This is a genomic window from Flagellimonas maritima (genome assembly GCF_003269425.1).
Lineage (GTDB): Bacteria > Bacteroidota > Bacteroidia > Flavobacteriales > Flavobacteriaceae > Flagellimonas > Flagellimonas maritima.
Genome location: NZ_CP030104.1, coordinates 1,210,361 through 1,234,596, shown reverse-complemented (window position 1 = coordinate 1,234,596; position 24,236 = coordinate 1,210,361). Strand labels below are relative to the sequence as shown.

General features: G+C 37.4%; 22 protein-coding genes. 15 read left to right on the top strand and 7 right to left on the bottom strand.

Annotation, left to right across the window (positions count from 1 at the left end; translation table 11 throughout):
• The first annotated feature begins 77 nt into the window (after positions 1-77).
• Together HME9304_RS05375 and HME9304_RS05370 are read left to right on the top strand one after the other, a co-directional pair.
• The gene (locus HME9304_RS05375) at positions 78-764 is read left to right on the top strand and encodes a response regulator transcription factor (protein WP_112377604.1); all 687 of its coding nucleotides are present in this window, start codon (positions 78-80) and stop codon (positions 762-764) included.
• Positions 764-1,819, top strand: coding sequence for a sensor histidine kinase (locus HME9304_RS05370; protein WP_112377603.1), 1,056 nt, complete (start codon positions 764-766; stop codon positions 1,817-1,819). Before HME9304_RS05375 ends, HME9304_RS05370 begins: the two co-directional genes overlap by 1 nt.
• On the opposite strand, the gene HME9304_RS05365 is transcribed toward HME9304_RS05370, so the two are convergent.
• Positions 1,744-2,856, bottom strand: coding sequence for a glycosyltransferase (locus HME9304_RS05365; protein WP_112377602.1), 1,113 nt, complete (start codon positions 2,854-2,856; stop codon positions 1,744-1,746). The genes HME9304_RS05370 and HME9304_RS05365 overlap by 76 nt on opposite strands.
• An 87-nt stretch (positions 2,857-2,943) precedes the next feature.
• On the opposite strand from HME9304_RS05365, the gene trmB reads away from it, so the two are divergent.
• From trmB to HME9304_RS05320, 9 genes are all read left to right on the top strand, one after another.
• Positions 2,944-3,612 (top strand): tRNA (guanosine(46)-N7)-methyltransferase TrmB, encoded by a 669-nt coding sequence (gene trmB, locus HME9304_RS05360; RefSeq protein WP_112377601.1) that lies wholly within the window; start codon positions 2,944-2,946, stop codon positions 3,610-3,612.
• A 3-nt stretch (positions 3,613-3,615) separates the two neighbouring features.
• Positions 3,616-4,245, top strand: a complete 630-nt coding sequence (locus tag HME9304_RS05355) for a LysE family transporter (protein WP_112377600.1) — start codon at positions 3,616-3,618, stop codon at positions 4,243-4,245.
• The gene (locus HME9304_RS05350; protein ID WP_112377599.1) at positions 4,246-4,581 is read left to right on the top strand and encodes an MGMT family protein; all 336 of its coding nucleotides are present in this window, start codon (positions 4,246-4,248) and stop codon (positions 4,579-4,581) included.
• Between the two features lie 168 nt (positions 4,582-4,749).
• Positions 4,750-5,889, top strand: coding sequence for an Mrp/NBP35 family ATP-binding protein (locus HME9304_RS05345; protein ID WP_112379733.1), 1,140 nt, complete (start codon positions 4,750-4,752; stop codon positions 5,887-5,889).
• A gap of 2 nt (positions 5,890-5,891) precedes the next feature.
• Positions 5,892-6,131 (top strand): NifU family protein, encoded by a 240-nt coding sequence (locus HME9304_RS05340; RefSeq protein ID WP_112377598.1) that lies wholly within the window; start codon positions 5,892-5,894, stop codon positions 6,129-6,131.
• A gap of 69 nt (positions 6,132-6,200) precedes the next feature.
• Entirely contained in the window at positions 6,201-7,262 is a 1,062-nt protein-coding gene (locus HME9304_RS05335; protein ID WP_112377597.1) for an NAD(P)/FAD-dependent oxidoreductase, read from the top strand.
• A gap of 38 nt (positions 7,263-7,300) precedes the next feature.
• The gene (locus tag HME9304_RS05330) at positions 7,301-7,648 is read left to right on the top strand and encodes a four helix bundle protein (protein ID WP_112377596.1); all 348 of its coding nucleotides are present in this window, start codon (positions 7,301-7,303) and stop codon (positions 7,646-7,648) included.
• 66 nt (positions 7,649-7,714) lie between these two features.
• Positions 7,715-8,047 carry a 2Fe-2S iron-sulfur cluster-binding family protein gene (locus HME9304_RS05325; RefSeq protein WP_112377595.1) on the top strand — a complete coding sequence of 111 codons (333 nt, stop codon included), beginning with the start codon at positions 7,715-7,717 and terminating at the stop codon, positions 8,045-8,047.
• A gap of 147 nt (positions 8,048-8,194) precedes the next feature.
• Positions 8,195-8,854: an NYN domain-containing protein gene (locus tag HME9304_RS05320; protein WP_112377594.1), complete on the top strand. Its 660-nt coding sequence runs from the start codon at positions 8,195-8,197 to the stop codon at positions 8,852-8,854.
• Here the strand turns inward: HME9304_RS05320 and HME9304_RS05315 are convergent.
• Positions 8,851-10,590: an ABC transporter ATP-binding protein gene (locus HME9304_RS05315; RefSeq protein ID WP_112377593.1), complete on the bottom strand. Its 1,740-nt coding sequence runs from the start codon at positions 10,588-10,590 to the stop codon at positions 8,851-8,853. The two genes, HME9304_RS05320 and HME9304_RS05315, sit on opposite strands and share 4 nt — an antisense overlap.
• Positions 10,591-10,726: 136 nt before the next feature.
• Between HME9304_RS05315 and HME9304_RS05310 the strand changes: the two genes are divergently transcribed.
• Positions 10,727-10,936: an alkylphosphonate utilization protein gene (locus HME9304_RS05310; RefSeq protein ID WP_112377592.1), complete on the top strand. Its 210-nt coding sequence runs from the start codon at positions 10,727-10,729 to the stop codon at positions 10,934-10,936.
• Positions 10,937-10,946: 10 nt separating this feature from the next.
• On the top strand, positions 10,947-13,118 hold the full coding sequence (locus HME9304_RS05305; RefSeq protein WP_112377591.1) for an acylase: 2,172 nt from the start codon (positions 10,947-10,949) through the stop codon (positions 13,116-13,118).
• Between the two features lie 166 nt (positions 13,119-13,284).
• Here HME9304_RS05305 and HME9304_RS05300 read toward each other — a convergent pair whose 3' ends face one another.
• Positions 13,285-13,932 carry a hypothetical protein gene (locus HME9304_RS05300; RefSeq protein WP_112379732.1) on the bottom strand — a complete coding sequence of 216 codons (648 nt, stop codon included), beginning with the start codon at positions 13,930-13,932 and terminating at the stop codon, positions 13,285-13,287.
• 166 nt (positions 13,933-14,098) lie between these two features.
• The gene (locus HME9304_RS05295; RefSeq protein ID WP_112377590.1) at positions 14,099-14,995 is read right to left on the bottom strand and encodes a metallophosphoesterase; all 897 of its coding nucleotides are present in this window, start codon (positions 14,993-14,995) and stop codon (positions 14,099-14,101) included.
• A 114-nt stretch (positions 14,996-15,109) separates the two neighbouring features.
• On the opposite strand from HME9304_RS05295, the gene HME9304_RS05290 reads away from it, so the two are divergent.
• Positions 15,110-17,482, top strand: coding sequence for a GAF domain-containing protein (locus HME9304_RS05290; RefSeq protein ID WP_112377589.1), 2,373 nt, complete (start codon positions 15,110-15,112; stop codon positions 17,480-17,482).
• A 13-nt stretch (positions 17,483-17,495) separates the two neighbouring features.
• Here the strand turns inward: HME9304_RS05290 and HME9304_RS05285 are convergent, their stop codons facing one another.
• The gene (locus HME9304_RS05285; protein ID WP_112377588.1) at positions 17,496-18,689 is read right to left on the bottom strand and encodes a Pycsar system effector family protein; all 1,194 of its coding nucleotides are present in this window, start codon (positions 18,687-18,689) and stop codon (positions 17,496-17,498) included.
• A 54-nt stretch (positions 18,690-18,743) separates the two neighbouring features.
• On the opposite strand from HME9304_RS05285, the gene HME9304_RS05280 reads away from it, so the two are divergent.
• Positions 18,744-22,463 carry a metallophosphoesterase gene (locus tag HME9304_RS05280; RefSeq protein ID WP_112377587.1) on the top strand — a complete coding sequence of 1,240 codons (3,720 nt, stop codon included), beginning with the start codon at positions 18,744-18,746 and terminating at the stop codon, positions 22,461-22,463.
• Here the strand turns inward: HME9304_RS05280 and HME9304_RS05275 are convergent.
• A complete protein-coding gene (locus tag HME9304_RS05275) occupies positions 22,460-23,320 on the bottom strand; it encodes an NHL repeat-containing protein (RefSeq protein WP_112377586.1) in 861 nt (286 codons plus the stop codon). The genes HME9304_RS05280 and HME9304_RS05275 overlap by 4 nt on opposite strands.
• Complete coding sequence (locus tag HME9304_RS05270) at positions 23,317-24,216, bottom strand: GyrI-like domain-containing protein (RefSeq protein ID WP_112377585.1); 900 nt, start codon at positions 24,214-24,216, stop codon at positions 23,317-23,319. The genes HME9304_RS05275 and HME9304_RS05270 overlap by 4 nt, the downstream gene beginning before the upstream one ends.
• Between the last annotated feature and the right edge of the window lie 20 nt (positions 24,217-24,236).

Here is a 24,236-nt window from a genome sequence, read left to right as displayed (position 1 = left end):
TAAATGAATGTTAAGCATTAAAGCCGTTATAGTATTATATTTACATTTGGGCGATCAACATAAAAAAATACCACGCCATGAAAACAAAGGATATTAAAATTTTACTGGTTGATGATGAGCCCGATATTCTTGAGATCGTAAGCTATAACCTATCTTCCGAAGGCTATGAAGTCTACACTGCCAAAAACGGTGTAGAAGGCGTGGCTAAAGCAAAAAAGAAAAGCCCGCACCTTATTATTTTGGATGTTATGATGCCAGAAATGGATGGCATTGAGGCATGCGAGATTCTAAGAGGGACGCCAGGACTCGAGAATACGATAATCACATTTCTTACGGCAAGAGGAGAGGACTATTCGCAAGTTGCCGGTTTTGATGCGGGCGCGGACGATTATATTACAAAACCCATAAAACCTAAAGTTTTGGTGAGCAAGGTAAAGGCTTTGCTAAGAAGGCTTAAAGAAGATAAAAAAGATGTTGAGGACATTGTTAAGGTTGGCAATATTGTAATTAATAGAGAGGAATATAAAATCATTAACAATGGTGAAGAGATAGTACTTCCTCGAAAAGAATTTGAATTATTGTCACTTTTGACCTCCAAACCGAGCAAAGTATTTAAGCGGGAGGTCATCTTGGATAAGGTTTGGGGCAATGAAGTTGTTGTAGGCGGCAGGACCATAGATGTTCATATCAGAAAACTTCGTGAGAAAATAGGGGACCACCACTTTAAAACCGTAAAAGGCGTGGGGTATAAGTTTGTACTGTAATGGCTATTAAATTAAGGAAATCGTATAAGTTCGCCTTAAGATCATCTTTCTTAATAACGATTATCCTTACCGGGACACTTTTAATGGTTCTATTTTTTAAAGAACAATTAGACTTCTTGTTCATACTAGTATTTTCACTTTTTTGCCTTTTAATTTCATTTGCCGTTATTCAAATAAGGGTTGAACGTTTTATCTACAGGCGCGTAAAAAAAATATATGATGATGTCTCGCTGCTGGAATCTACCACGTTTTCGTCCAAACCCATAACTACGGACATGAAAACCTTGACCCAGGAAATCGAAAAATTTGCTGAGGACAAAAAAATTGAGATAGATACCCTTAAAATCCGAGAAGAATACAGAAAAGATTTTTTAGGCAACGTGTCACATGAGCTAAAAACACCCCTGTTTACTGTACAGGGCTATATTCTTACCTTGTTGGACGGTGCCATGAACGACAAGAAAATTCGGGAAAAGTATTTAACCCGGGCCAATAAAGGAGTAGAGCGTTTGATTTATATAGTAAGGGATTTGGACCTGATCACCAAGTTGGAAGTTGGAGGGTTAAAATTGGACCGAAGCAATTTTGATATCATCGAACTTGTTCAGAATGTATTTGACCTCCTAGAAATGAAAGCAACAGAAAACGATATTACGTTGACTTTTGATATGGAGTATCCCAATCCCATATATGTAAATGCAGATAGGGAAAAAATTCAGCAAGTTATAAGTAACCTTCTGGTAAATTCAATAAAATATGGGCATCCCAAAGGCACTACCGAAGTAAGTGTAGAAGATCTCATCAAAAATAAAGTAATAGTAAGGGTGACGGATAATGGCGAGGGAATTCCCAAGCAACATATTTCCAGATTATTTGAACGTTTCTATAGAGTTGACCAGAGCGGTAGTCGAACACAAGGAGGTTCAGGGCTGGGGTTGTCCATAGTAAAGCATATCATTGAAGCGCACGATGAGAAAATCTACGTGGAAAGTGAAGAAGACGTAGGTTCTGAATTTTCATTTACCCTAGAAAAAACTGCGAACAAATTGGAGTAATCCGATTCGTATTCAAAGCAGGTAAGACCCTTAAAATCATCCATGCGCTTTAAATCATCAAGTTTAAAGTATTCTTGATTCGAGTATGGAACCAACTGCTGTTTTTCCATACGCCTTGCCAAATATTCCTGTTCATATTGTCCTGGAGTAGGAATAAAAAAAGCTTTTTTTTCTAGTTTGGCCAAATCCATTACCGTTGTATACCCAGAGCGGCAAAGCACTTTGGCACTTTTGTTCAATACATCTTCCAATTCTTTTGATTGCATAAAGTTGTAAATGGTACTAGTACCTTTAGTACGCATTATTTTCTCTACGGTCTGCCCCTCATCTATTTTTCCCTTTACAAAAATGATATTGCCCTCAAAATCTTCAAGTTCCGCCAAAAGTTTAACCTCTAAAAATGTTCTTTGTGGTTCTGGACCAGAAAGCAAGACCATTAAATCATATAATTTCCCAACGCTTGATTTTTCCAACCTGCTTAAAGGCCCTATATAATCTATACTGATTTTTGTTTTTTTTAAATGTCCCAATTTACCCGTCAAATTAGGTTTTCCCTTCACGTCCGGTATCCAACAAGCATCGAATTTTTTGATTATTTTTTGATGTGCTTTGGAGCTCATCCAAGTTGTATTGCCAGAAAGTACATTAAGTTGATGCGTTATAAAGACACTGGGAACTTTTTTATAGTATGCACCAAGCCTATTATCAGAGATTATCCCTTCCAATTGGTGTTCGTTCACAAGTTTTTTGATTGCTTTTTTTTCCTTTGATATTGCCTTTAGTATTTTTGGGGAATCCCATACCATTTTAAGTTTGAAGTTCTTTCCCTTTTCGGCATAAGTGATTTTATAAGGAGGCAATTCAAAATAAGGTAGATTCGGAAATTCTTTTTGTAATAGAGCAAGCGCAACCCCGTCCGAAGCAATATATGGCTGATGACCATGTTCCAAAAGTGCATTTATTATAGGAATACATCTAGTGGCATGCCCAAGTCCCCAATTCAATGGGGCTACCAATATCCTTTTGGGATTCTTCATAACAACAAAACAACAAAATCCATATTGCTTTTGGATTTCCTTAGTTTTGCCAAAACATTATATTTTGGTCAATAACATAAACTGAAATTGGGAAGCAAAAATAAATTAAAGCGATTTAGGGAAAACGAGAGCTTTTCAAATGTCATTCAGCCTACACGGAATGAAATTTTGGACGCCTTCCGTTTAAAGGGAAATTGGGCCTCTTTCTTTAAGAACGAAAACCCAATAGTGTTGGAACTGGGCTGTGGAAAAGGAGAGTACACGGTCGGACTTGCAAAACGGAGCCCAGATAAAAACTACATTGGAGTCGATATCAAAGGTGCACGATTTTGGAAAGGAGCCAAATCTGCTCTAGAAACGGGATTGAACAATGTGGCATTTCTTCGTGCTCAAATTGAACTGGTAGATCATCTTTTTGGCCCAGATGAAATTGCCGAAATTTGGATTACCTTTCCAGACCCTCAAATCAAATACAAAAGGACCAAACACCGTATGACCAATCCTGGGTTTTTAAAAAAATACCAAGCTATTTTGAAAGCTGGGGGTACGGTAAACTTAAAAACCGATAGTGAGTTCATGCATGGATATACGCTGGGTCTTTTGCAAGGTCAAGGACATGAGATTATATATTCCAACCATGATGTTTACAAAAATGAGGGAAGCCCCAAAGAAGTTTTGGAAATACAGACTTTTTACGAAAATCAGTATCTTGAAAAGGGAAAGCCCATAACATATATCCAATTTAGGATAAACTAGCCAATGACGCACGTACTCATCCTTTTCTTTGCAACTTTTTCCGCAGCATTTATGGCAACGGTGCCTCCTGGTCTGCTCAATATGAACGCAGCCAAGACCAGTGTTGAAAAAGGAAAGTTGAATGGAGTTATCTTTAGCTTGGGTGTATCTACTATGATCATGGTACAGGCATATATTTCCGTATTAATCTCCAAGTTTTTGTATAAAAACCCGGAAGTTATAGACATGCTTCTGAAAATTGCGCTGGCAGTATTCGCGTTTTTCGCAATCTACTTTTTCATTAAGGCAAGACGTAATAAAAAACATAGGCCAAAAGAAGTCAAGGTCAGTAAAAAGAATAGTTTTTTCAAAGGAATTTTATTGGCCGCCCTTAATCTATTGACGATTCCTTACTATAGTGGCTTAAACGCCATGTGGAACAAAGCAGGATGGATAAAGTTTGAGGCAGATGACATCATTACTTTCATTATGGCTGCAGGAATGGGAACCTTTTCGGTTTTATACCTATACGTTTTCTATTTTAATAAATTGGAAACCAAGACAAATCGATTTTCCAAGAATTCAAATTATATATTGAGTGCATTGATGCTGGTTCTTTTGGTCATTACACTAATTCGGATTTTTTATAAATAGATGGAGGATAAAAACTTTTTCGATAAAGTCTACGAGGTTGCTAAATTAATTCCTTACGGTAGAATAACCTCCTACGGAGCAATTGCAAAGTATTTGGGAGCTGCTCGTAGTGCCCGCATGGTCGGTTGGGCCATGAACAATTCATTGGCCAAGGAAGTGCCAGCACACCGAGTTGTAAATAGGGTAGGTGTACTCACTGGGAAACATCATTTTGATGGAACCAATTTAATGCAACAGCTTTTGGAAAATGAAGGCATAGAAGTTGTGGATAATCAGATAATTGATTTTCAAAAACACTTTTGGGACCCTGGAAAGGAACTCGATGCCGAATTATAAATCAATTTCAATTTATACCATTTGTGCAACAAAAAGGTAATTCCCCTTAAAATTATTTATCTATCGTACCATCTTCATTTTCAATCTACAGACTTCTTCATATAATCCCCAAACCGTATCTTTGTAATTTAGAATCGGTTTAAACGACTGCAAACAAAAATAGGATTGATGAAGTTGAACAAAGCAGACATTTTAAAGGCATTGGAAAACATATCCGCACCCGGTGAAGGGCAGAATATCGTTGAAAGTGGAGCGGTATCCAATGTACAGGTATTTGGTGATGAAGTGGAGGTGGATGTGACCATAAAAAACCCAAGCCTTCAAGCAAGAAAGAAAACGGAGTTAGAGATTTTAAAAATTATCCATCAAGAAGTCTATCAAAAAGCAAAGATTAAAATCAACTTAAAAGTTGATGCCCCTTCAAAACCAAAAGTAAACCAGATCAAGGGGAATCCAATTCCCGGTATACAAAATATTATTGCTGTCGCCTCTGGAAAAGGTGGAGTGGGCAAATCTACCGTAACGGCAAACTTAGCTGTTACATTGGCAAAAATGGGTTTTAAGGTTGGATTATTGGACACTGATATCTACGGCCCTTCCATGCCTATTATGTTCGATGTTGCTTTGGAAAAACCTTTGTCCGTGAATATAGACGGAAAGGCAAAAATGAAACCCGTAGAAAATTACGGCGTTAAGTTACTTTCCATCGGATTTTTTACGCAGCCCAACCAAGCGGTAATTTGGAGGGGACCTATGGCCTCCAAGGCACTGAACCAAATGATTTTTGACGCTCACTGGGGAGAACTCGATTTTCTTTTATTGGATTTGCCTCCCGGAACGGGGGATATCCATTTGAGCATCATGCAATCGTTGCCAGTTACAGGAGCTGTCGTAGTGAGCACGCCACAAGAAATTGCTCTGGCAGATGCGCGTAAGGGAGTCGCTATGTTTCAACAAGAGGCTATAAGCGTTCCCGTTCTGGGAATTGTTGAGAATATGGCCTATTTTACTCCAGAAGAGCTGCCTAACAACAAATACCATATCTTTGGAAAAGATGGCGCCAAAAACTTGGCGCAAGACTTGGACACTCCTTTTCTTGGGGAGATTCCGATAGTACAAAGCATTCGTGAGGCAGGTGATATAGGAAGACCGGCAGCATTACAGACTGCTACTCCAACAGAAGCGGCATTTGAAGAGCTTACACGAAACGTAGTTCAGGAATTGGTGAGAAGAAATAAAGATTTGCCACCTACGGAAGCAATCAAGATTACAACAATGGCAGGTTGTGCTGCCGTCAAAAAGAAATGAGCATGACATCAGAAGAAATTAAAGTAAATGTTGAAAAGGCCTTGGATGAGATACGACCATTTTTGCAAAGCGATGGAGGTGATATTTCATTGATATCAATAGACAATGGCAGTTCTGTGAAGGTTAAGCTCGAGGGCAATTGCATTGGATGCAGTGTTAATCAGATGACTTTGAAAAGTGGTGTGGAAATGACCATCAAAAAATATGTCCCACAAATTGAAGAGGTGGTCAATGTAAGTTAGTCTGATAAAAATCATAAATCTTTCCCGGTACAATCCTTAAGTTGTGCAGATATCCAAACATGATTCTGAATGATTAAAACCGATATACTGATAATTGGAGCAGGCCCTACGGGTCTTTTTGCCGTTTTTGAAGCGGGCTTGTTACAGCTAAAATGTCATTTGATAGATGCACTCCCCCAAGCAGGAGGGCAATGTTCGGAAATTTATCCCAAAAAGCCCATTTACGACATTCCCGGATTCCCGGAAATACTTGCAGGGGATTTGGTGGATAATCTCATGGAACAGATAAAACCGTTTCAACCAGGATTTACTTTAGGGGAAAGAGCGGAGAAAATCGAAAAACTGGAAGATGGTTCTTTTATAGTAACTACAAATAAGGGCACGCAACATCATGCCCCCATCATAGCCATTGCCGGAGGTTTGGGAAGTTTTGAGCCAAGAAAGCCATTATTGGAAAATTTATCCAAGTATGAGGACAATGGGGTTGCTTACATGATTAAAGAACCTGAAATATACAAAGACAAAAAAGTAGTCATTGCAGGTGGCGGTGACTCTGCATTGGATTGGAGTATTTTCTTGGCCGAAATAGCTTCGGAGGTGACCTTGGTCCATAGGCGCAATGAGTTTAGGGGCGCGTTGGATTCTGTGGAAAAAGTGCAACAGCTCAAGAATCAAGGAAAAATAAATCTGATCACTCCAGCTGAAATCGTAGCGTTAAAAGGAGAGCATAAGCTTGAATCAGTTATTATACGTAAGACCACTAACGCTTCTGATGATATCTTACTGGAAGTAGATAATTTTATTCCGCTGTTCGGGCTTTCACCAAAATTGGGGCCTATTGCGGATTGGGGCCTGGAAATTGAAAAGAATGCCATAAAAGTGGACAATACTTTGGACTATCAAACCAATATTCCTGGAATTTATGCCATTGGTGATGTCAACACCTATCCTGGAAAGTTAAAGCTTATTCTATGTGGTTTTCACGAGGCCACCTTGATGTGTCAAAGTGCCTACCAACGGATATTCCCAGATAAAAAGTACGTAATGAAATATACTACTGTGGGCGGTGTAACCGGTTTTGATGGGAGTAAGAAAGAGGCGCCTAAGGCAGTTGTAAAAGCAATAGATTAGTTGAATAGTGGTTTAGTGCGAAAGTGAAATAGTATTTTATGACCGTACAACTTTTTGAAGATTTGAAGATGTGGCAAAAATCCCAGGATTTGGCAGTGGATATTTATGAAATTTTTTTAGGTACAAAGGATTTTGGATTTAAAGATCAGATAACAAGGGCAACAGTTTCCATCTCCAACAATATAGCAGAAGGTTTTGAAAGAAGTTCAAATGCGGATTTTAAAAGATTTCTTTATTTCTCTCAAGCTTCAAATAGCGAGGTAAGATCGATGTTATATTTATCTGAGAGATTAAACTATATCGATAAAAAGAAATCTGGGATATTGATTGAAAAGACAAACGAAATTTCCAAAATGTTGTATGCATTTATAAAATCAATGAAGTAGAATTGGTCATATTTACCATATTTTGCTCAATAATAATCCGTTATTTCACTAATCCACCAAATTCAAATGTCTGATATCAAAATCAAAATTATAGATAGAGAAGGCAATCTACATGAAATTGATGCCCCTACCGATATGAACATGAACTTGATGGAAGTAGTTCGTTCTTATGAGCTTGCTCCAGAGGGTACTATTGGAATTTGTGGTGGAATGGCCATGTGCGCTTCTTGTCAATGTTACGTAAAATCCGATCACTCACTTCCAGAAAAATCCGACGATGAGGAAGCCATGCTTTCCGAAGCCTTTTTTGTAGAAGACAACAGTCGGTTAGGATGCCAAATTCATATTACCGAAGATTTGGAAGGCCTTGAAGTGGAATTGGCTCCTGAAGAGAGTTAGAAACATTATCCTTTTTATATTTTATTTAGAATGATTATTATTAAATTATAGTATATTTGCACTATAACGCATCGCCCTATCGTTTGGTAGGGTACAACTGCCGAGCAAGTTTTCTTACTCGGCAGTTTTTCATTTAAAAACAGGAGAATGAGGACTATTTTTTATATAGACGGCTTTAATTTTTATTATGGCTTAAAAAATAAAAAAAGGATTGATTCAACTTGGGCTAAATATTATTGGATTGATATTGTTAAATTATGTGAACAATTTTTAGGTCCTGATGATACTTTAATAAAAGTGAAATATTTTACTGCACCGCCATTAAGTCTTGGTAAGCGTATTAGGCAAAGCGCCTTATTTAAGGCAAATGATATAATTAATAAGGATAAATTTGAATTGATAAGGGGAAAATATATCATGAAACCCATGATGTGTAACAATTGTAAGCAACAATTTGAAAAGCCTGAAGAAAAGAGAACTGATGTAAATATATCTGTACAATTATTAGGGGATTGTGCTTTAAATAAAGTTGATAAAGTTGTTCTAATTTCAGCTGACAGCGATTTAGTACCGCCTCTGGAATTTATAAAAGAGAATTTTCCTGCCAAAAAAATAAAAATATATTTTCCTCCAACTAGTTATAGCAATGATTTAAGAGATATAAGTTTTAGAAGAAAAATTGTCAAGTTAGAAAATAATCGCAATAACTTTGAATTAGCAATTATGCCTACTGAAGTTGTAAAATCTGATGGTTCTGATACTGCAATAATTCCAGCTAGTTGGATTTATGATGATAATTCACGTTAAATTCTAGCTTGGTAAGTAAACAAATTATAATATCTTCCTTTGGTTTCAATCAACTCTTCATGGGTTCCCCGTTCGGCAATATTTCCATTTTCAATGACCAAAATCTGGTCAGCTTTTCGGATTGTACTCAAGCGATGGGCAATCACAAAGGTGGTTCTCCCTTTGGTGAGCTCAGCCAAACTTTTTTGAATGAGCGCTTCGGATTCAGTGTCCAAACTGGAGGTAGCTTCATCTAAAACCAGAATCCTCGGATCTGCCAAAATTGCACGGGCAATGGCAATACGTTGGCGTTGTCCCCCGGAAAGCTTCACTCCCCTTTCTCCTATCAAAGTATTCAAGCCATCTTCAAATCGGTCAGTGAACTCATCAACATAGGCCGCCTTTACTGCTGCCAGTAATTGTTCTTCAGAGGCATTGGGCCTTGGAAAGAGAATATTTTCCTTTATGGTTCCTTCAAATAAAAAGTCATCTTGCAGCACCACCCCTAAGTGTTGTCTAAAACTGTTGAGGTTAATTTTCGCCAAATCTTGGCCGTCAATCGTGATGGTGCCCTTAGTGGGATTCAGAAAACTTGCAGCCAATCCTGCTATGGTCGATTTTCCCGATCCAGAACTTCCTACCAGGGCAATTACTTGCCCAGACTTTACTTTAAAACTAATGTTATGAAGTACCTCATCATCCGTTTCATAAGCAAAAGAAACATTATTAAAAGTAATATCACCATGAATTTTATCCAATTGAACTGAGCGGTTTTCCTCGTCGGATTCAGCAGTCTCGTTCATTAACTCTTCGGTACGGTCCAACCCGGCCAAAGCTTCTGTCAGTTGGCTCCCTATATTGCTCATTTGAACGATTGGTGCGACCATTAATGCCAATAGAAAAGTGAACTCAAAATATTGACCAGTAGTAAGTTCGCCCTGCATCATTTTATAACCACCATAGCCCATCATAATTCCTGTGGTCGCCAACCCCAAAAGAAAAGTTGATGAGCTTGTCATTATTGCGGTAGCTGTGAGACTCTTTTTTACGTTTTTGAACAATCGCTCAACCCCTGTTTCAAATACTTTGCCCTCTTGTTCCTCAGCATTAAAACCTTTAATTACACGAATTCCGCTCAAGGTTTCGGTGAGTCTTCCTTTTACTTCGGCATTAATTTTTCCACGTTCCCTAAAAACAGGTCTAATTATTTTAAAGGCTTTTAACGCTATAACTGCGAACAGGATTAAAGGTATAAAGGTCAAAACCGTCATGCTCGGACTTATGCGCAATAGCAAAATCAGGGAAACAACAGCAGTGATGGTACCCCCTACCAATTGCACCAGCCCAGTTCCAATTAAATTGCGAACACCTTCAACATCACTCATGATGCGTGAAACCAACGCTCCTGATTTTGTATTGTCAAAGAAGCGAATGGGTAAGGACAACACTTGTTTTTGTACCTGTGCCCTAAGCTCCGATATCATGAACTGGGCTTGAATACTCAAGACCTTGGTCAATAGGAAAGACATGACCGCTTGTACCAAAAAAGAAAGAATGACCACGGCAACCAAGATTTTCAGTAAATCGTAATCCTTGTTCGGTACAATATCATCAAGAAAATATCTAAGGGAAATAGGTGCCACAAAGCTTGCCGCTTTGCTGATTACAATAAATAACAAACCGGTAAGAACAAGATTTCTTCTAGGCCAAATAATGGTTTTAAAAGCCTTTAAGATGCTTACTTTTTTTTCTGCCATATATAATTCAAAATAAGCTGCAAGTTACTTGAAAAATAAAGAGAAATATCATTAGTAAATTTGGAGCAGTTGTTTTTGGTGCAATTGTTAGTTTTTATGTTTCTAGACCCTTAAATTCACGCTCAAACATTTGTTTATGGATACAAAGGACAGTAATGGCAATATCTTGGAAGATGGAGACAATGTTCATGTTACGAAAGATTTGAAAATTAAGGGGATGTCCAAGACCTTAAAAAGAGGCAACGTGATAAAAAATATCCGCTTGACCACCAATCCACAGGAAGTGGAATGTAGGGTGGGCAAAGCTCAAATTGTTTTAAAGACACGATTTTTAAAAAAATCATAAACTTTTTCCAATGAAAATAACAACATTACTTGTTTTCTTCCTCGCACTCTCCTGTTCGCAAAAACCAGGGACCGAAATTGAAAAATGGCGAGCCCAAGCAGAAAATATAACAATTATCCGTGACGATTACGGGGTGCCTCATGTGTATGGCAAGACAGATGCTGATGCAGTATTTGGATTGTTATACGCACAGTGCGAGGATGATTTTAATCGTGTAGAACAAAACTATATCTGGGCCATAGGTAGATTGGCGGAAGTCGAAGGAGAAGAAGTATTGTACAGTGACCTGCGCGCCAAACTTTTTATGACAGAAGAAAAGGCAATCGCCAATTATGAAAATAGTCCGGAATGGTTAAAAAAATTGTGTGATGCCTTTGCGGACGGAATCAATTACTACTTACATACCCATCCAGAGGTTAAGCCAAGATTATTGACCAGATTTGAACCTTGGATGCCTATGTATTTTAGTGAAGGAAGCATTGGTGGAGATATTGAGCGCATATCAATTGAAAAAATTAAAGCCTTCTACGAAAGCGGTATGGAAATTCCAGAATTGGAAGAAGAAAACATGAAGAAAGAAAAAGAAATGGCGGAGCCTCAAGGCTCTAATGGAATTGCTATATCCGGAGCACTGACCAAATCTGGAAATGCAATGTTATTGATTAATCCCCATACTTCGTTTTATTTTAGGGGAGAGGTGCATGTGGTCAGTGAAGAAGGGTTGAATGCTTATGGCGCAGTAACTTGGGGCCAGTTTTTTGTTTATCAAGGATTTAATGAAAAAACAGGATGGATGCATACATCTACTTATACTGATGTGATGGATGAATTCAAGGAAACGATTGTGAAGAATGATGATAAGCTGTTTTATCAATATGGAGAAGAATTAAGACCTGTGGAAACGTCCGAGGTTGTATTGAAGTATAAGAAGGATGGCAAATTAAAAGAAAAAACTTTTCCTGTGTATCGTAGCCATCATGGGCCCATAACCCACGCAGTTGATGGGCAATGGACGGCCTCGGCAATGATGTGGGAGCCCGTAAAGGCTTTGGAGCAATCTTTTGTTAGAACAAAAAAAGAGGGATACAAAGGATTTCGGCAAATGATGGATATCCGTACAAATTCTTCCAATAATACCGTTTATGCCGATGCTGAAGGGAATATTGCTTACTTCCATGGCAATTTTATTCCCAAAAGAGATACTATATTCGACTTCACAAAACCTGTGGATGGTAGTAATCCAAAAACGGATTGGCAAGGATTGCATACTGTAGATGAAAATATTTTGATCTTAAACCCTGAAAATGGTTGGATTCAGAATTGTAATTCAACGCCTTTTACAGCTGCATTGGAATTTAGTCCAAAAAGAGGCGATTATCCCAAATACATGTCTCGCGACCAAGAAAATTTTAGGGGTGTCCATGCCATTGAATTATTGACCGATAGAGGTGGATATACCCTGGATAGTTTAATTCAACTTGCACATGACCCCTATCTACCTGCTTTTGAGGCTTTGATTCCGGGGTTGGTCAAGGCATACGAAAAATACGATGATAAAAACCCTAAGTTATTGAAACCTATTGAAGTATTAAGAAAATGGGATTTTAATACTTCCAAAGAATCTGTTGCCATGACATTAGCGCATTACTATGGAACACAATATTATAAAGTTGGTAACTATCCTGAGGGAATGACCCCAATGGAACGTGTCATGTTTTGGGGCAGTAATGACCCAGACGGCGAGCAATTAAAGATTTTTGAAATAGTAATCGACCGACTAACTACTGATTTTGGTACTTGGGAAATGCCCTGGGGCGAAGTGAACCGTTACCAACGCCTAAATGGAGATATCAAACAGCCTTTCAATGATTCCAAACCAAGTATCCCCATTGGTTTTGCAAGTGGTCGTTGGGGAGCTTTGGCAGCTTACGGTGCCCGTTATGATAATGGTACCAAAAAGATTTATGGCACTCGCGGCAATAGTTTTGTTGCAGCGGTAGAGTTTGGCGATAAAGTAATAGCAAAAACAATTTTGGCGGGTGGTCAGAGCGGTGACCCAAAATCTCCGCACTTTGACGACCAAATACAAATGTATGCGGATGTAAAATGGAAAAATGCCGCTTATTACAAGGAGGATGTGTTGGAAAGGGCGGTGAAAAACTACAAGCCTGGGGAACGGTGAATTTTATATTTTTTAGGAGTTAGGAGTTAGGAGTTAGGAGTTAGGAGTTAGGAGTTAGGAGTTAGGAGTTAGGAGTTAGGAGTTAGGAGTTAGGATACATAGGGAAACCCATAATCCAAAATTTGAACTTTAACTTGAATTTGAGCTTACACTCGAACTTGAAAGGTTACTTTTCTTCCTCTTTAATGACAATAAGACTCGCTTTAGAACCCGTGGAAAGATTCCAGCGATTGTTGTGAATAATTTGTCCTTTATCATCTGTAATGACAACTTGTGCAGTATTTGGACCGGACGAACCTTGGTTCAAGGCTTCAAAATCAAGTCGGTTGAACCCTTTTATCAAATCAAGATTAATTCCTTTAAAAGATCCTGAAAGCAAAATATTTGGTTCCACAACCTCACCATTGACATATATTTTAACACGATCTCCGTCAACGTACTCATGGTCTCGGCAAACAATGCCCACAAATTTTGCAGAGGTTTTTACATCGCCTAAGTATTGGTCACCGAAATGTTCTTTGGAACCTTTCTTTTCTTTTTCTCCAACTTTTGGATCTATGACCATGTTATGGCCTGCTTGTAACAATTCCCTATCAGGAAGCATTTTAACGCCAGGTTCGTTGTTGTTAGATGTTAAGTTTTCATCGATTACCGATGGCATACGTAGTGATGTACCTTGATTGGCGGGCTTAATATCCAAAGTGTTGCGCTCGCCAATTTTTAGAGGACGCGTCGTAGGAATATCTCCTTGGGCCATAACCGAGATATGTCCTAAAAGAATAATAAAAGAAAAAAGAAAAACAAGTTTTTTCATGGCAACCTGGTCGATAAGTACTTTTAAAGTTAACAAATACCTTGCCATTGGGATAATAAAAGGAAGTTAAATCGATGATTTGTTCAAATTTTTGGAATTTCAATCTTTAATAAAATGACAATCCTCAGGGTGGTTTAATTTTATTTTTTAAAGTAAGAACAGAAGATTAATCATCTTTATATTCAATCAATTTTTTAGGGCCTTCCAACAGTAAACGTACTATTTGTAAGGTGCCATCGGGTTTAGTGGCGATTTGCCATTTAATCAAGGAAATTTCGCCTTTTTCTATTTCCAGCCCTGTAATACTTCTGGGATGTACACAGCTACCCGTGTTAAAAAAAGGAATTTGACCTGGTTCAGGAAAACGTGGTCTATGTGTATGCCCTGCTATGGTAATTTTGAGATTGTTCCTCAGAATCCAACGTTTGATCCGTCTTTCAATTCTAATAAGCTCCTTATAATTTTTCGCGGGGCTCGTAGGGTCTGCAATACCTACAACTTGTAGTGGTTTCCAAAGAATACGAACTAAAAACCTTCCAATACGCCAACAAACATAATTCCACCAATCAGCCTGGTGCCCATGAGCACAAAAAAGTTCTTGTCCAGTTTCTTTATTTTTTAAAACGACTGCTTCATGGTAGGTAATACCTTCAAAAAGTTCCTTATCCGATCCATCAATAGGCTCAAAATAGCTAGATAGATGTTCATCCACATAAGATTTGTCCTTATAAACCATATCATGGTTTCCCCATACCATGTGCAATCGATTTTCAAGATGGAATTGCCGTAATAATTGATAGACATTCTTATGTGCCTCAAAAATGGATTCAAAACTTATGTTTTCCCAAAGTTCATCACCATCTCCAAGTTCACAGTATTGGAAACCTTCACGATAGTAATGGTTTAATGCGTGAAAGTAAATATTTCTATTATTTGCAAAATCATCTGCAAAGCTGTTGTCGCCCCTGTGGCAATCACTAAAAAGTATAAACTTGTCGTTATTGCCAAAAGGAATGGTTTTGGCATTTAGAAAAGCACGGTCTAGCCTTTTTATAGAGGACATCTGACAAATTTGTTTAAATATCCAAAAAAACCCAATAAGTAAGTAGGGAATACCTTAACAATGTGGCATTTTTTCTTTTTGTAACTTTATCGGCTAAACCTCGTCTAATATTGTATGAAACAGAATTGCAATATAGAAAGCCCAATGTTGCAACTAGTAAGTTTCAATAAATTATTGGAACACTATGACAATCAACTCAAAAGCAAGGATAAATACTTAGCGGACCGGGCAAAATATGTTTTGGACCTACAAGCTCCTTTTCCAGAACTAAGGGATGGTTTTGATGACGTAGCATTATTGCACAAGCATAAAGATATTATAGGAATTATCCTAGCTGATACATTTTCTACGGTACTTACAAAAAACGAAATAAAAACTGCTTCCACACCATTTGAGAATACAGTTTTTAATTCGTCTGAACGCTTCCAAAATATTCTCAAAGATGCCGGTGAGGACTTTGAACTGGAAATTCGAAACCTATCCATGGATATGAACTACATCATGAAATGTATCGTGGTGTTAAATTTTTATTACGGTTTTAAAATGGACTTTAAGCGTCCGTTGTTCTATGATATTCCAGATGTAAATGGTCTTATGCGGCATTATAGGTTAATGTACAATGCTGATTTCATGGAAATCCTTCCCACTGAAAAATCAAAGCACCTTGAGCAAGCAGATGTTGATGAACTTTTAGAGAATTTTGATGACTTGGAACTTTGGAAAGAAAAGATTCCACCGAACAGTTTTATTTCAAAGGGGTTTGTAATCTCAAACATGTTCGATGTCACCGCTGAGCATTCCATTTCCGAAATTAAGTCCACGCTTATAGGAAGCAATAAGAGGAGCAGCGAAAACTTCATGGACAGCTTTCAAGATACCTTTAGGTCTTTGTTCAATCTAAAAAAAATCAACGTAGGCTTTTCAGGTTATGATTCCAATACGAACCGATTCTTAAAAATTTATGGGAAAGGTATTGAGAGTTACTTGCTCAAAGGAAAGGAAATGGAATCTTGTGATACTATGCTTTGTGCGTATTCACATAATAAACTCTTCGATGAGAACAAATATTTCGCCATTTCCAATGTTGAAAAATATTATGAAAAGTCCAATGGAGGACAACCCTATAAAAACTTACACGAGCAAGGTATAAAGAGTGCTATTCTTGCACCAATCGCCGATAATGGTAACCTTTTGGGTGTTTTGGAATTGGTTTCATTTACAGTGAACGAATTGAACAGTGTCAATGCCAATAAGCTTGATGATGTAATGCCCTTTATTGTTTCGGCCGTTTTAAGGTCTATTGAAGAAGAAGAGAATTTGGTAGATGCCATAATTCAGCACGAATGTACCACCGTGCATTCTTCCGTATATTGGAAGTTTCAGGAAGAAGCAAAGCGGTTTATGGCGAATGAGCTTGAAGGGAACCAACCTATTTTTAAGGAAATAGTTTTTAAGGATGTTTATCCGCTTTATGGTCAAATAGATATTAAGGAATCCTCCAAGGAAAGGAATATTTCCATCCAAAGGGATCTAATGATTCAACTTTCAGAAATAAACGATGTTCTGATAAAAGCAGTCAAAAAATATAGATTGCCAATTTATGAAGAGTTGATTTTTAGGGTAGAAACGTATCTTGAAGAAGTAAAGGAGGCACTTTATACCCATACAGAACAAGCCATTTTCGATTTTGTTAAAGAAGAGGTCAATCCAATTTTTAAACACCTCAAGAAAGAGGACAAAGAGCTCAATAATCTTATTTTGAGCTATGAGGCTCAAATTGATGCTGGAACAGAATCTTACTATGATCATAGAAGAAATTATGATGACAGTGTTATGGAGGCCAATATGCAATTGGCGGCCCTTTTGGATAAAAGGCAATTGGATGCCCAGGAAATGTTTCCGCACTACTTTGAGAGATATAAGACCGATGGTGTGGAACACAACATGTACATAGGGAGTTCCATTGCCAATGAGAGAAGTTTTGATGAGCTCTATCTGAGTAACCTAAGGCTTTGGCAATTACAGGTTATGTGTGATATGGAGAACAGGTACTATGAACTAAAACACAATCTGCCTGTTAAACTGGATGTAGCTTCATTGATATTGGTCTATAGTACATCATTGTCCATTAGGTTCAGGATGGATGAAAAACGTTTTGACGTTGACGGTACGTACAATGCCAGATATGAGGTTATAAAAAAGCGTATTGATAAATCCTACATCAAAGGGACCAATGAAAGATTGACACAAAAAGGGAAATTGTCCATAGTGTATTCCCAGCGCAAGGATGAAAAGGAATATCTACGCTATATAAAGTTTTTGAAGGCAAAAGGATATTTTACCAACAATGTAGAAATTGTTGAGCTTGAAGGTCTCCAAGGAGTTACGGGACTTAAAGCGATAAGGGCAGAAATTTTATATAAAAAGGACAAAAAATCCGAACGTACGTTTACTTATGAAGATTTAATGGAAGAATTAAATTCCTAATGGATTACTTTTTTTAAGTTCCTGGTACCGTTTGTCCATAGTAATGGAATGAAATCCCAAATGCCAATACGGATATCACTATACCTGTGATGAAGATAGTATAGGTCCAGCGCAGGATTTTATATTTTCTGTTAAGCACGAGCCCTAAGAAATATAAGTCTTTGGTAAGGGAAGAATAAATATAATCCTTATCCTTTACCAATTCCTGAATTGCCCATTCATAATCCTGAAGGCTCATTTTATGGAAATTTCCAAAAAAAAGTAAATTCACCTCCTTGTTCTGTACGTCTTGTTTTGTAAACTCACCACTAGTTACGTTAGGCCTTGTCGCCAAAACGGCCATTATCATAGAAATAACACTGAAAACTACAAATATTGCCGTAGGATAAATGAGGTAGGTATTCGAGGGATTATCCAACTTAGGTATGAGATTGGACAAGGCCACGGAAATGATTATGGCATTTACGGATAATAGGATGTTTGCCTTGGTATCCGCAATATCACTAAGTGTAAGGTGATTTTTTAAAGTAACCCTAAATAGGGTCTGAATACCACGGTCTGGGCTTTCACTTTTGTACTTTGCCTTTAAAGCTTCCTTTTTTGCGATTTCTTTTTCGGTCTTTTTTTCTTTGACCAGTAGTTTTAAATTTTGCTCCTTTCCTTCTTCCCAGTTTTCTTTTGCATAAGTGGTATGGAATTTATGCTCATTTCGGAACATTTTTATGTTTTCGTCGCGCCATTCTTTGTTGGAATATGTGGCAATGCCCAGTTCTCTCAATTCTTCTTGCAAATAATCGGTAGTTTCCCAGTAGCTTTTTTTTGCAAAATGTGATGCATCCGCATCCCGTATGATTTCTTCCTGTAAATTAACCGGTTCATGATATCTCTTTGTAGCCATTATATGTGCATTTATATCTTTTATGGCAGCTATATCATAATTATTATCCTCTAGAAATTTTGTGGCAATCTTACAACTTTCCTCTTCATGATTATTTACACCTTTGGTATAGCCCGTATCATGAAACCATGCTGCCAATAAGATCTTTTCGTTCTCTATCGGTTTTAGATTATAGAAATTGAGTAATTCTTTAGTACTTTTAACTACACGTTGGGTATGTCTTAAATTGTGGTATAAAAACTTTGGGTTTAACTTATTTTCAAGAATCTCTGACACATAAAGTTCAGCTTTTTCAACAATCTTGGACATAGCACTATTTTAGACTCTTCCAAAATACGAAAATTTAGAACCAACCCCCATGCTATGAAAAAACATTATCTACTTATTTTTTTGTTTGCCATAATATACAGTTGTGCTACCTACGAAGCAAAATATGATGAACCCTTTACTGGTGAAAAAATATATGCGGATAAAGAGGTGGAACACACATTTTTCTTAATAGGCGATGCTGGAAAATCTCCTATGGGGGATTTGAATCCTGTATTGAAAATAGTCAAATCAAGATTGGATAACGCGGTCGAAAACAGCACCGCAATTTTTTTGGGCGACAATATTTATCCTGCTGGTCTACCGGACAAAAAAGATTCGACCATTGCATATATTGAAGCAAAGAACCATTTGGATGCTCAATTGAAGTCCGTATCCGAGTATAAAGGCAAAATTGTTTTTATACCGGGAAACCACGATTGGTATAACGAAGGATTGAAAGGGCTGAAAAGACAAGAAAATTATATTGAGGAAGTATTGGATAGTAAGGAGGTTTTCTTTCCCGAAAATGGATGTCCCATGGAAAAAATTGAAATAGGTGATAATATAATAGTCGTCACAATTGACACTGAATGGTACTTGGTCAATTGGAACAATCATCCTACTATTAATGACGAATGTGAAATAAAAGATCGCGGAAGATTTTTTGAGGAACTGGAGGGAATTATCAAAAAGAATCGTGATAAGACAGTGATTCTTGCCATGCACCACCCAATGTATACTTATGGATCACATGGCGGTCAATTTTCATTCAAGCAGGGAATGACTCCAACTTCCAAAGCAATCGTACCGATCCCAATACTGGGAACTTTTATCAATATTCTTAGAAAAGCATCTGGAGCTTCATTTGAAGACCTGTCAAATAAAGTTTATAATAGTTTAATAAAAAGAATCGTAACACTTTCCCAATTTTCTGACAAGGTAATTTTTACTTCGGGCCATGAGCATACCCTACAGTACATTGTTGAAAATGGGATACCCCAAATAGTGAGCGGATCTGGAGCTAAAAAGGGAGCAACACGACTTTTGAACGGAAGTAAGTTTTCTACAGGGCGAATGGGATATGCTATCTTGAACGTTTATAAGGACGGTTCATCCATAGTGGATTTTTATGGAGTTGGCCCTGATGGTAAGGAAGAGTTATTGTACAGTACAGAAGTCTTGCCTTCAGATGACCGAATAGATGAAAAGGAGTATACAAATAATTTTCCCGCAACCATGGAATCATCTATCTATAGTGAAGAAGAAATTGATAAGAGTGGTTTTTACAAATGGATTTGGGGAAATCGGTACAGAAAATATTATGCAACTAAAATAAAGGCCCCAACAGTTCGGTTAGATACTTTATTCGGGGGATTGGAGGTAGTAAGAAAAGGAGGGGGGAACCAATCCAGCTCTTTAAGGCTCCAGGATAAACAGGGTAGGCAATATGTAATGCGGGCAATGCGGAAAAGTGCAGAGCGTTACCTCCAGTCAATTGCTTTTCAGGAACAATATGTCATCGGGGATTTTAAAGATTCTTATACTGAAAGGCTCTTGATGGATTTTTATACGGGAGCACACCCTTATGCACCATTTACTATTGCACCGCTTTCAGATGCAATTGGACTTTTCCATACCAATCCGAAACTATACTACGTTCCCAAACAGAAAGTCCTCGGAGGGCACAACTTAGATTTTGGAGACGGCCTTTACATGATCGAAGAACATGTTTCCGAAGGTCATGTTGACTTAAAAAGCTTTGGATACACAAAGAAAATTGAGAGCACGTACGATTTGATAAACAAATTGAGAAAAGATGAAAAGTATAAAATAGATGAGGAGATGTATGTGAGGGCTCGTTTGTTCGATATGTTGATAGGAGACTGGGACCGTCACGTAGATCAATGGCGATGGGCTGAATTTGAAGACGGCTCCGGTCAAAAAATATACAAACCGATTCCTAGGGACAGAGACCAAGCTTTTTCAATCTGGGGAGATGGAACTTTAATGGCATTTGCCTCGCGCGCTGTCCCTAGCCTAAGAATTTTTGAAGGTTTCAATGAGGAAATAAGAAGTGTGAAAGGATTTAACTCCTCTCCCAAGACTTTTGCACTGGATATGGCCTTGTTATCCCAAACGAACATTGAATCATGGAAAGAACAAGCAAAGTACATTCAAAATAATATTGATGAGGCAGTTATAGAAAAAGCGTTTTCATTATTTCCTACAGAGGTCAATGATGAAACAGTTTCAGAGATTAAAAAAGTGATTTTGGCAAGAAAAGAAAATCTTGTTGAAACTGCCATGGATTATTTTAAAGTCATTAATAAATACAGTGTAATCACTGGAACAGATAAAGACGATTATTTTGAAATCAAATCATTGGACAATGGAAGCTTAGATGTTAGAGGCTATCGAATTAAAGATGGAAAAAAACGGGACTTATTTTTTCAAAAAACATATCAACCTGAATTTACCAAGGAAGTCTGGTTATATGGTTTGGATGATGATGATGTCTTTGACGTAAAAACAAAATCTTCAAAAGTTAAGCTTAGAATAGTAGGAGGCCAGAACAACGACGTCTATAAAATAGCCCAAGACAGTAAGAAAACCTACGTGTATGATTTTAAGACAAAAAAGAACACGTATGATGAGGCCTACGGAGGTAAAATCCACAGAATAAATGACTATGATACAAATACCTATGAGTTTCTTAAACTAAAGGCAAGTACCAACCAAATATTGCCTTCACTTGGTTTTAATCCAGATGATGGATTTAGATTGGGATTGACGAATACCTACACTTTCAACGGTTTCAGACAGAATCCGTTCACCCAACAGCACACTTTCAACGCTGCGTACTATTTTGCTACCAGTGGCTTTGATTTTGGTTATAATGGAGAGTTTGCCAATATTTTTAAGCATATAAATTTAGAATTGAACGCAAAGTTCACTAGTCCCAATTTTAGTGTCAATTTCTTCGGATTTGGTAATGAAACCGAAAACAATGATGATGAAGAACCTCTTGAATTTGACTTTAACCGAGTAAAGATAAGAACGATAACCTTTTCCCCTTCTTTGGTATGGAGAGGTTATTTGGGCTCTAAAGTAAGTTTGGGCCTATCTTATGAAAATTATGAGGTCGAGGAAACAGAAAACCGTTTCATCGCAGGATTTTTTACTGACGCAGGAAGGGATACACAACAAGATTTTTTGGGAGTGGATGCTGCATACAGTTACTCCAATACAGATAATGAAGCTTTTCCAACGCTTGGTATGAGTTTTTCATTGCAAGGAGGGTACAAAACTAATTTGAGCGATTCAGGCCGTGCATTCGGTTTTGTAATTCCCAGTTTGTCAATTGACTACAAATTGTCATCAAGTGGGAGATTGGTTCTTGCATCAAAAGTGAAGGCACATTTTAATATTGGAAACGATTTTGAGTTTTATCAAGGTGCCAGTATTGGTGCCAACAATGGTTTAAGGGGATTTCGTTTTCAACGCTTTACGGGAAAGACAGCGTATTTTCAAAATACAGATCTACGTTATAGTTTTAGAAAACAGCGAACGGGGCTTTTGCCAGTGACTCCTGGAATTTTTGGAGGATTTGATTATGGAAGGGTTTGGTTCCCGAACGATTCTTCTGATCAATGGCACAACTCTTATGGCGGAGGGTTTTTTGTAAACGGAGCGGATATTTTATCAGCCAACTTTGGCTTGTTCAATAGTACTGATGGCTTACGTTTTGCTTTTGGCTTAGGTTTTGGGTTTTAATCAAGATTATAGGAATATAAATTTCGTCCCCCGTTTTTGGATGCTTCATCCGCTATCAATAACGTATTGTTATCCAAAAAACAGATGGATTCTTGTTGGGTTCTATGTCTTACGTCAATAGCTTTGACCGTACCTTTTGTAAAATCATCAGAAGAGAAATTGGTAAATGACCAGATGAGCCCCGATCCCAATAGCACTATTCTTTTCCCATTAGGAGAAATATCTGCTGCCGTTACCGAACAAAAATTTTGATCTTTACAAGTAGTGAATATTCCTATAAGTTCTGCTGTATGCGAACCTTTTTCTGCGGGAACTTTATAAATAAAGGCTTTTCCGGTATAAGGTTTGGCTCTATTTTTAGTAATTAAATATAGGAAGCCGTCCTTATAAAAAAAAGCTTCGCAATCATATAATAATTCTGATTTTTTGGGGGGAAATTTTGTTTGTTCGGGATAATGGAAACTGATTTTTTCTGCATCGATTTTATCGCCTTTTTCATTTTCAGGATTTGGTAATTTATAGATAGAAAGATTTTCACGCTCGTTAAAATTGTTTCCAAAATTTCCTATATAAAGATTGCCGTCATCATCTTTTGCCAAATCTTCCCAATCATCGTTTTCAACACCTTTGACATCGAATGTCTTTATGATTTTACCATTCTGATCAACTTTAAAAATATCATCTTTATTTCCATTGTCCTCTATCGCCCATATTGTTGAGCCATCAATAGAGACAATACCTGATATTTCGCTTAGGCTTGAGGGCAGCTTTGCCAAATAGGTAAAATCTCCATGATTGGGTTCTTGTGCACAGGCTTGAAAAAAAATTAAAACTATAAAAAGCGATATATTTTTCATAAGGAATCTTTTATTGGCATGTAGATTTCAGCTATCCATTCCAGTTCATTACCTCCCATATTTGGATTATTTTGGAAAACTTCTACGGGCATTTTTGTCACTTCTATATCTTTATTATCAGCATGGTCCAAAAGCTTGTACCAAGCTCTATCTGAAGTTATATAATTTCCATTGTAAATAGCTTTCAACGCTTTTTTTGATTCAAATTTTTTGTATTTTATTTCATTATTAAGCGGTAGGGAATCCGGTTTAATTATCGGAAAGCAAAAATTATATGCAATACTATCATTTTCCATGTTCCATTCGGTGATTTCAACAAATGGACTGCCATTTACTTTCATATTGTTCTCTTTCACAAAACCACTCAAAAATGGAAAATCCTTCATCATATCAAATGCCTTTTCAGACTGTAAACCTTTGACTTCTATATAAGCACAGTACGTTGATTTCAACTCATCAATGCCTACAACATTCACCTTAAATTTTTTAAGATGTTCGTTCAAAAATTGATTAAAGTCCAACAGATTTTTTTTGGAACGTTTTTCCAAAATAGTTGAGGTGAAGGGAATCAAGATTTTGTTCATTAGGCTATTTTCCAAATCTTTGATTCTTACTTTGACCTTTGAGGTAGAATCCGTGATAGGGATAATTTTCCAGTTATATACAACAACGGTGTCCCCAAATTTCAGCTGTTGTTCAAGATTTAGAACTCCATACTCTTTCAGTGGTGCGTTGGTAGCCATACTTTTCCCCCAGTTTTTAATGGTTCTATTTATAGTGCCAGGAAAGGTTTTGGCGGTAAAAGAAACCAGATAATCATTTGGTTTAATGAAAAGATACCAGCCAAGGGCAGCTATGATTACAAATAAAACCACCAAAGAAATTTTTCGTTTCATCAGTATTCAAATTATTTTTT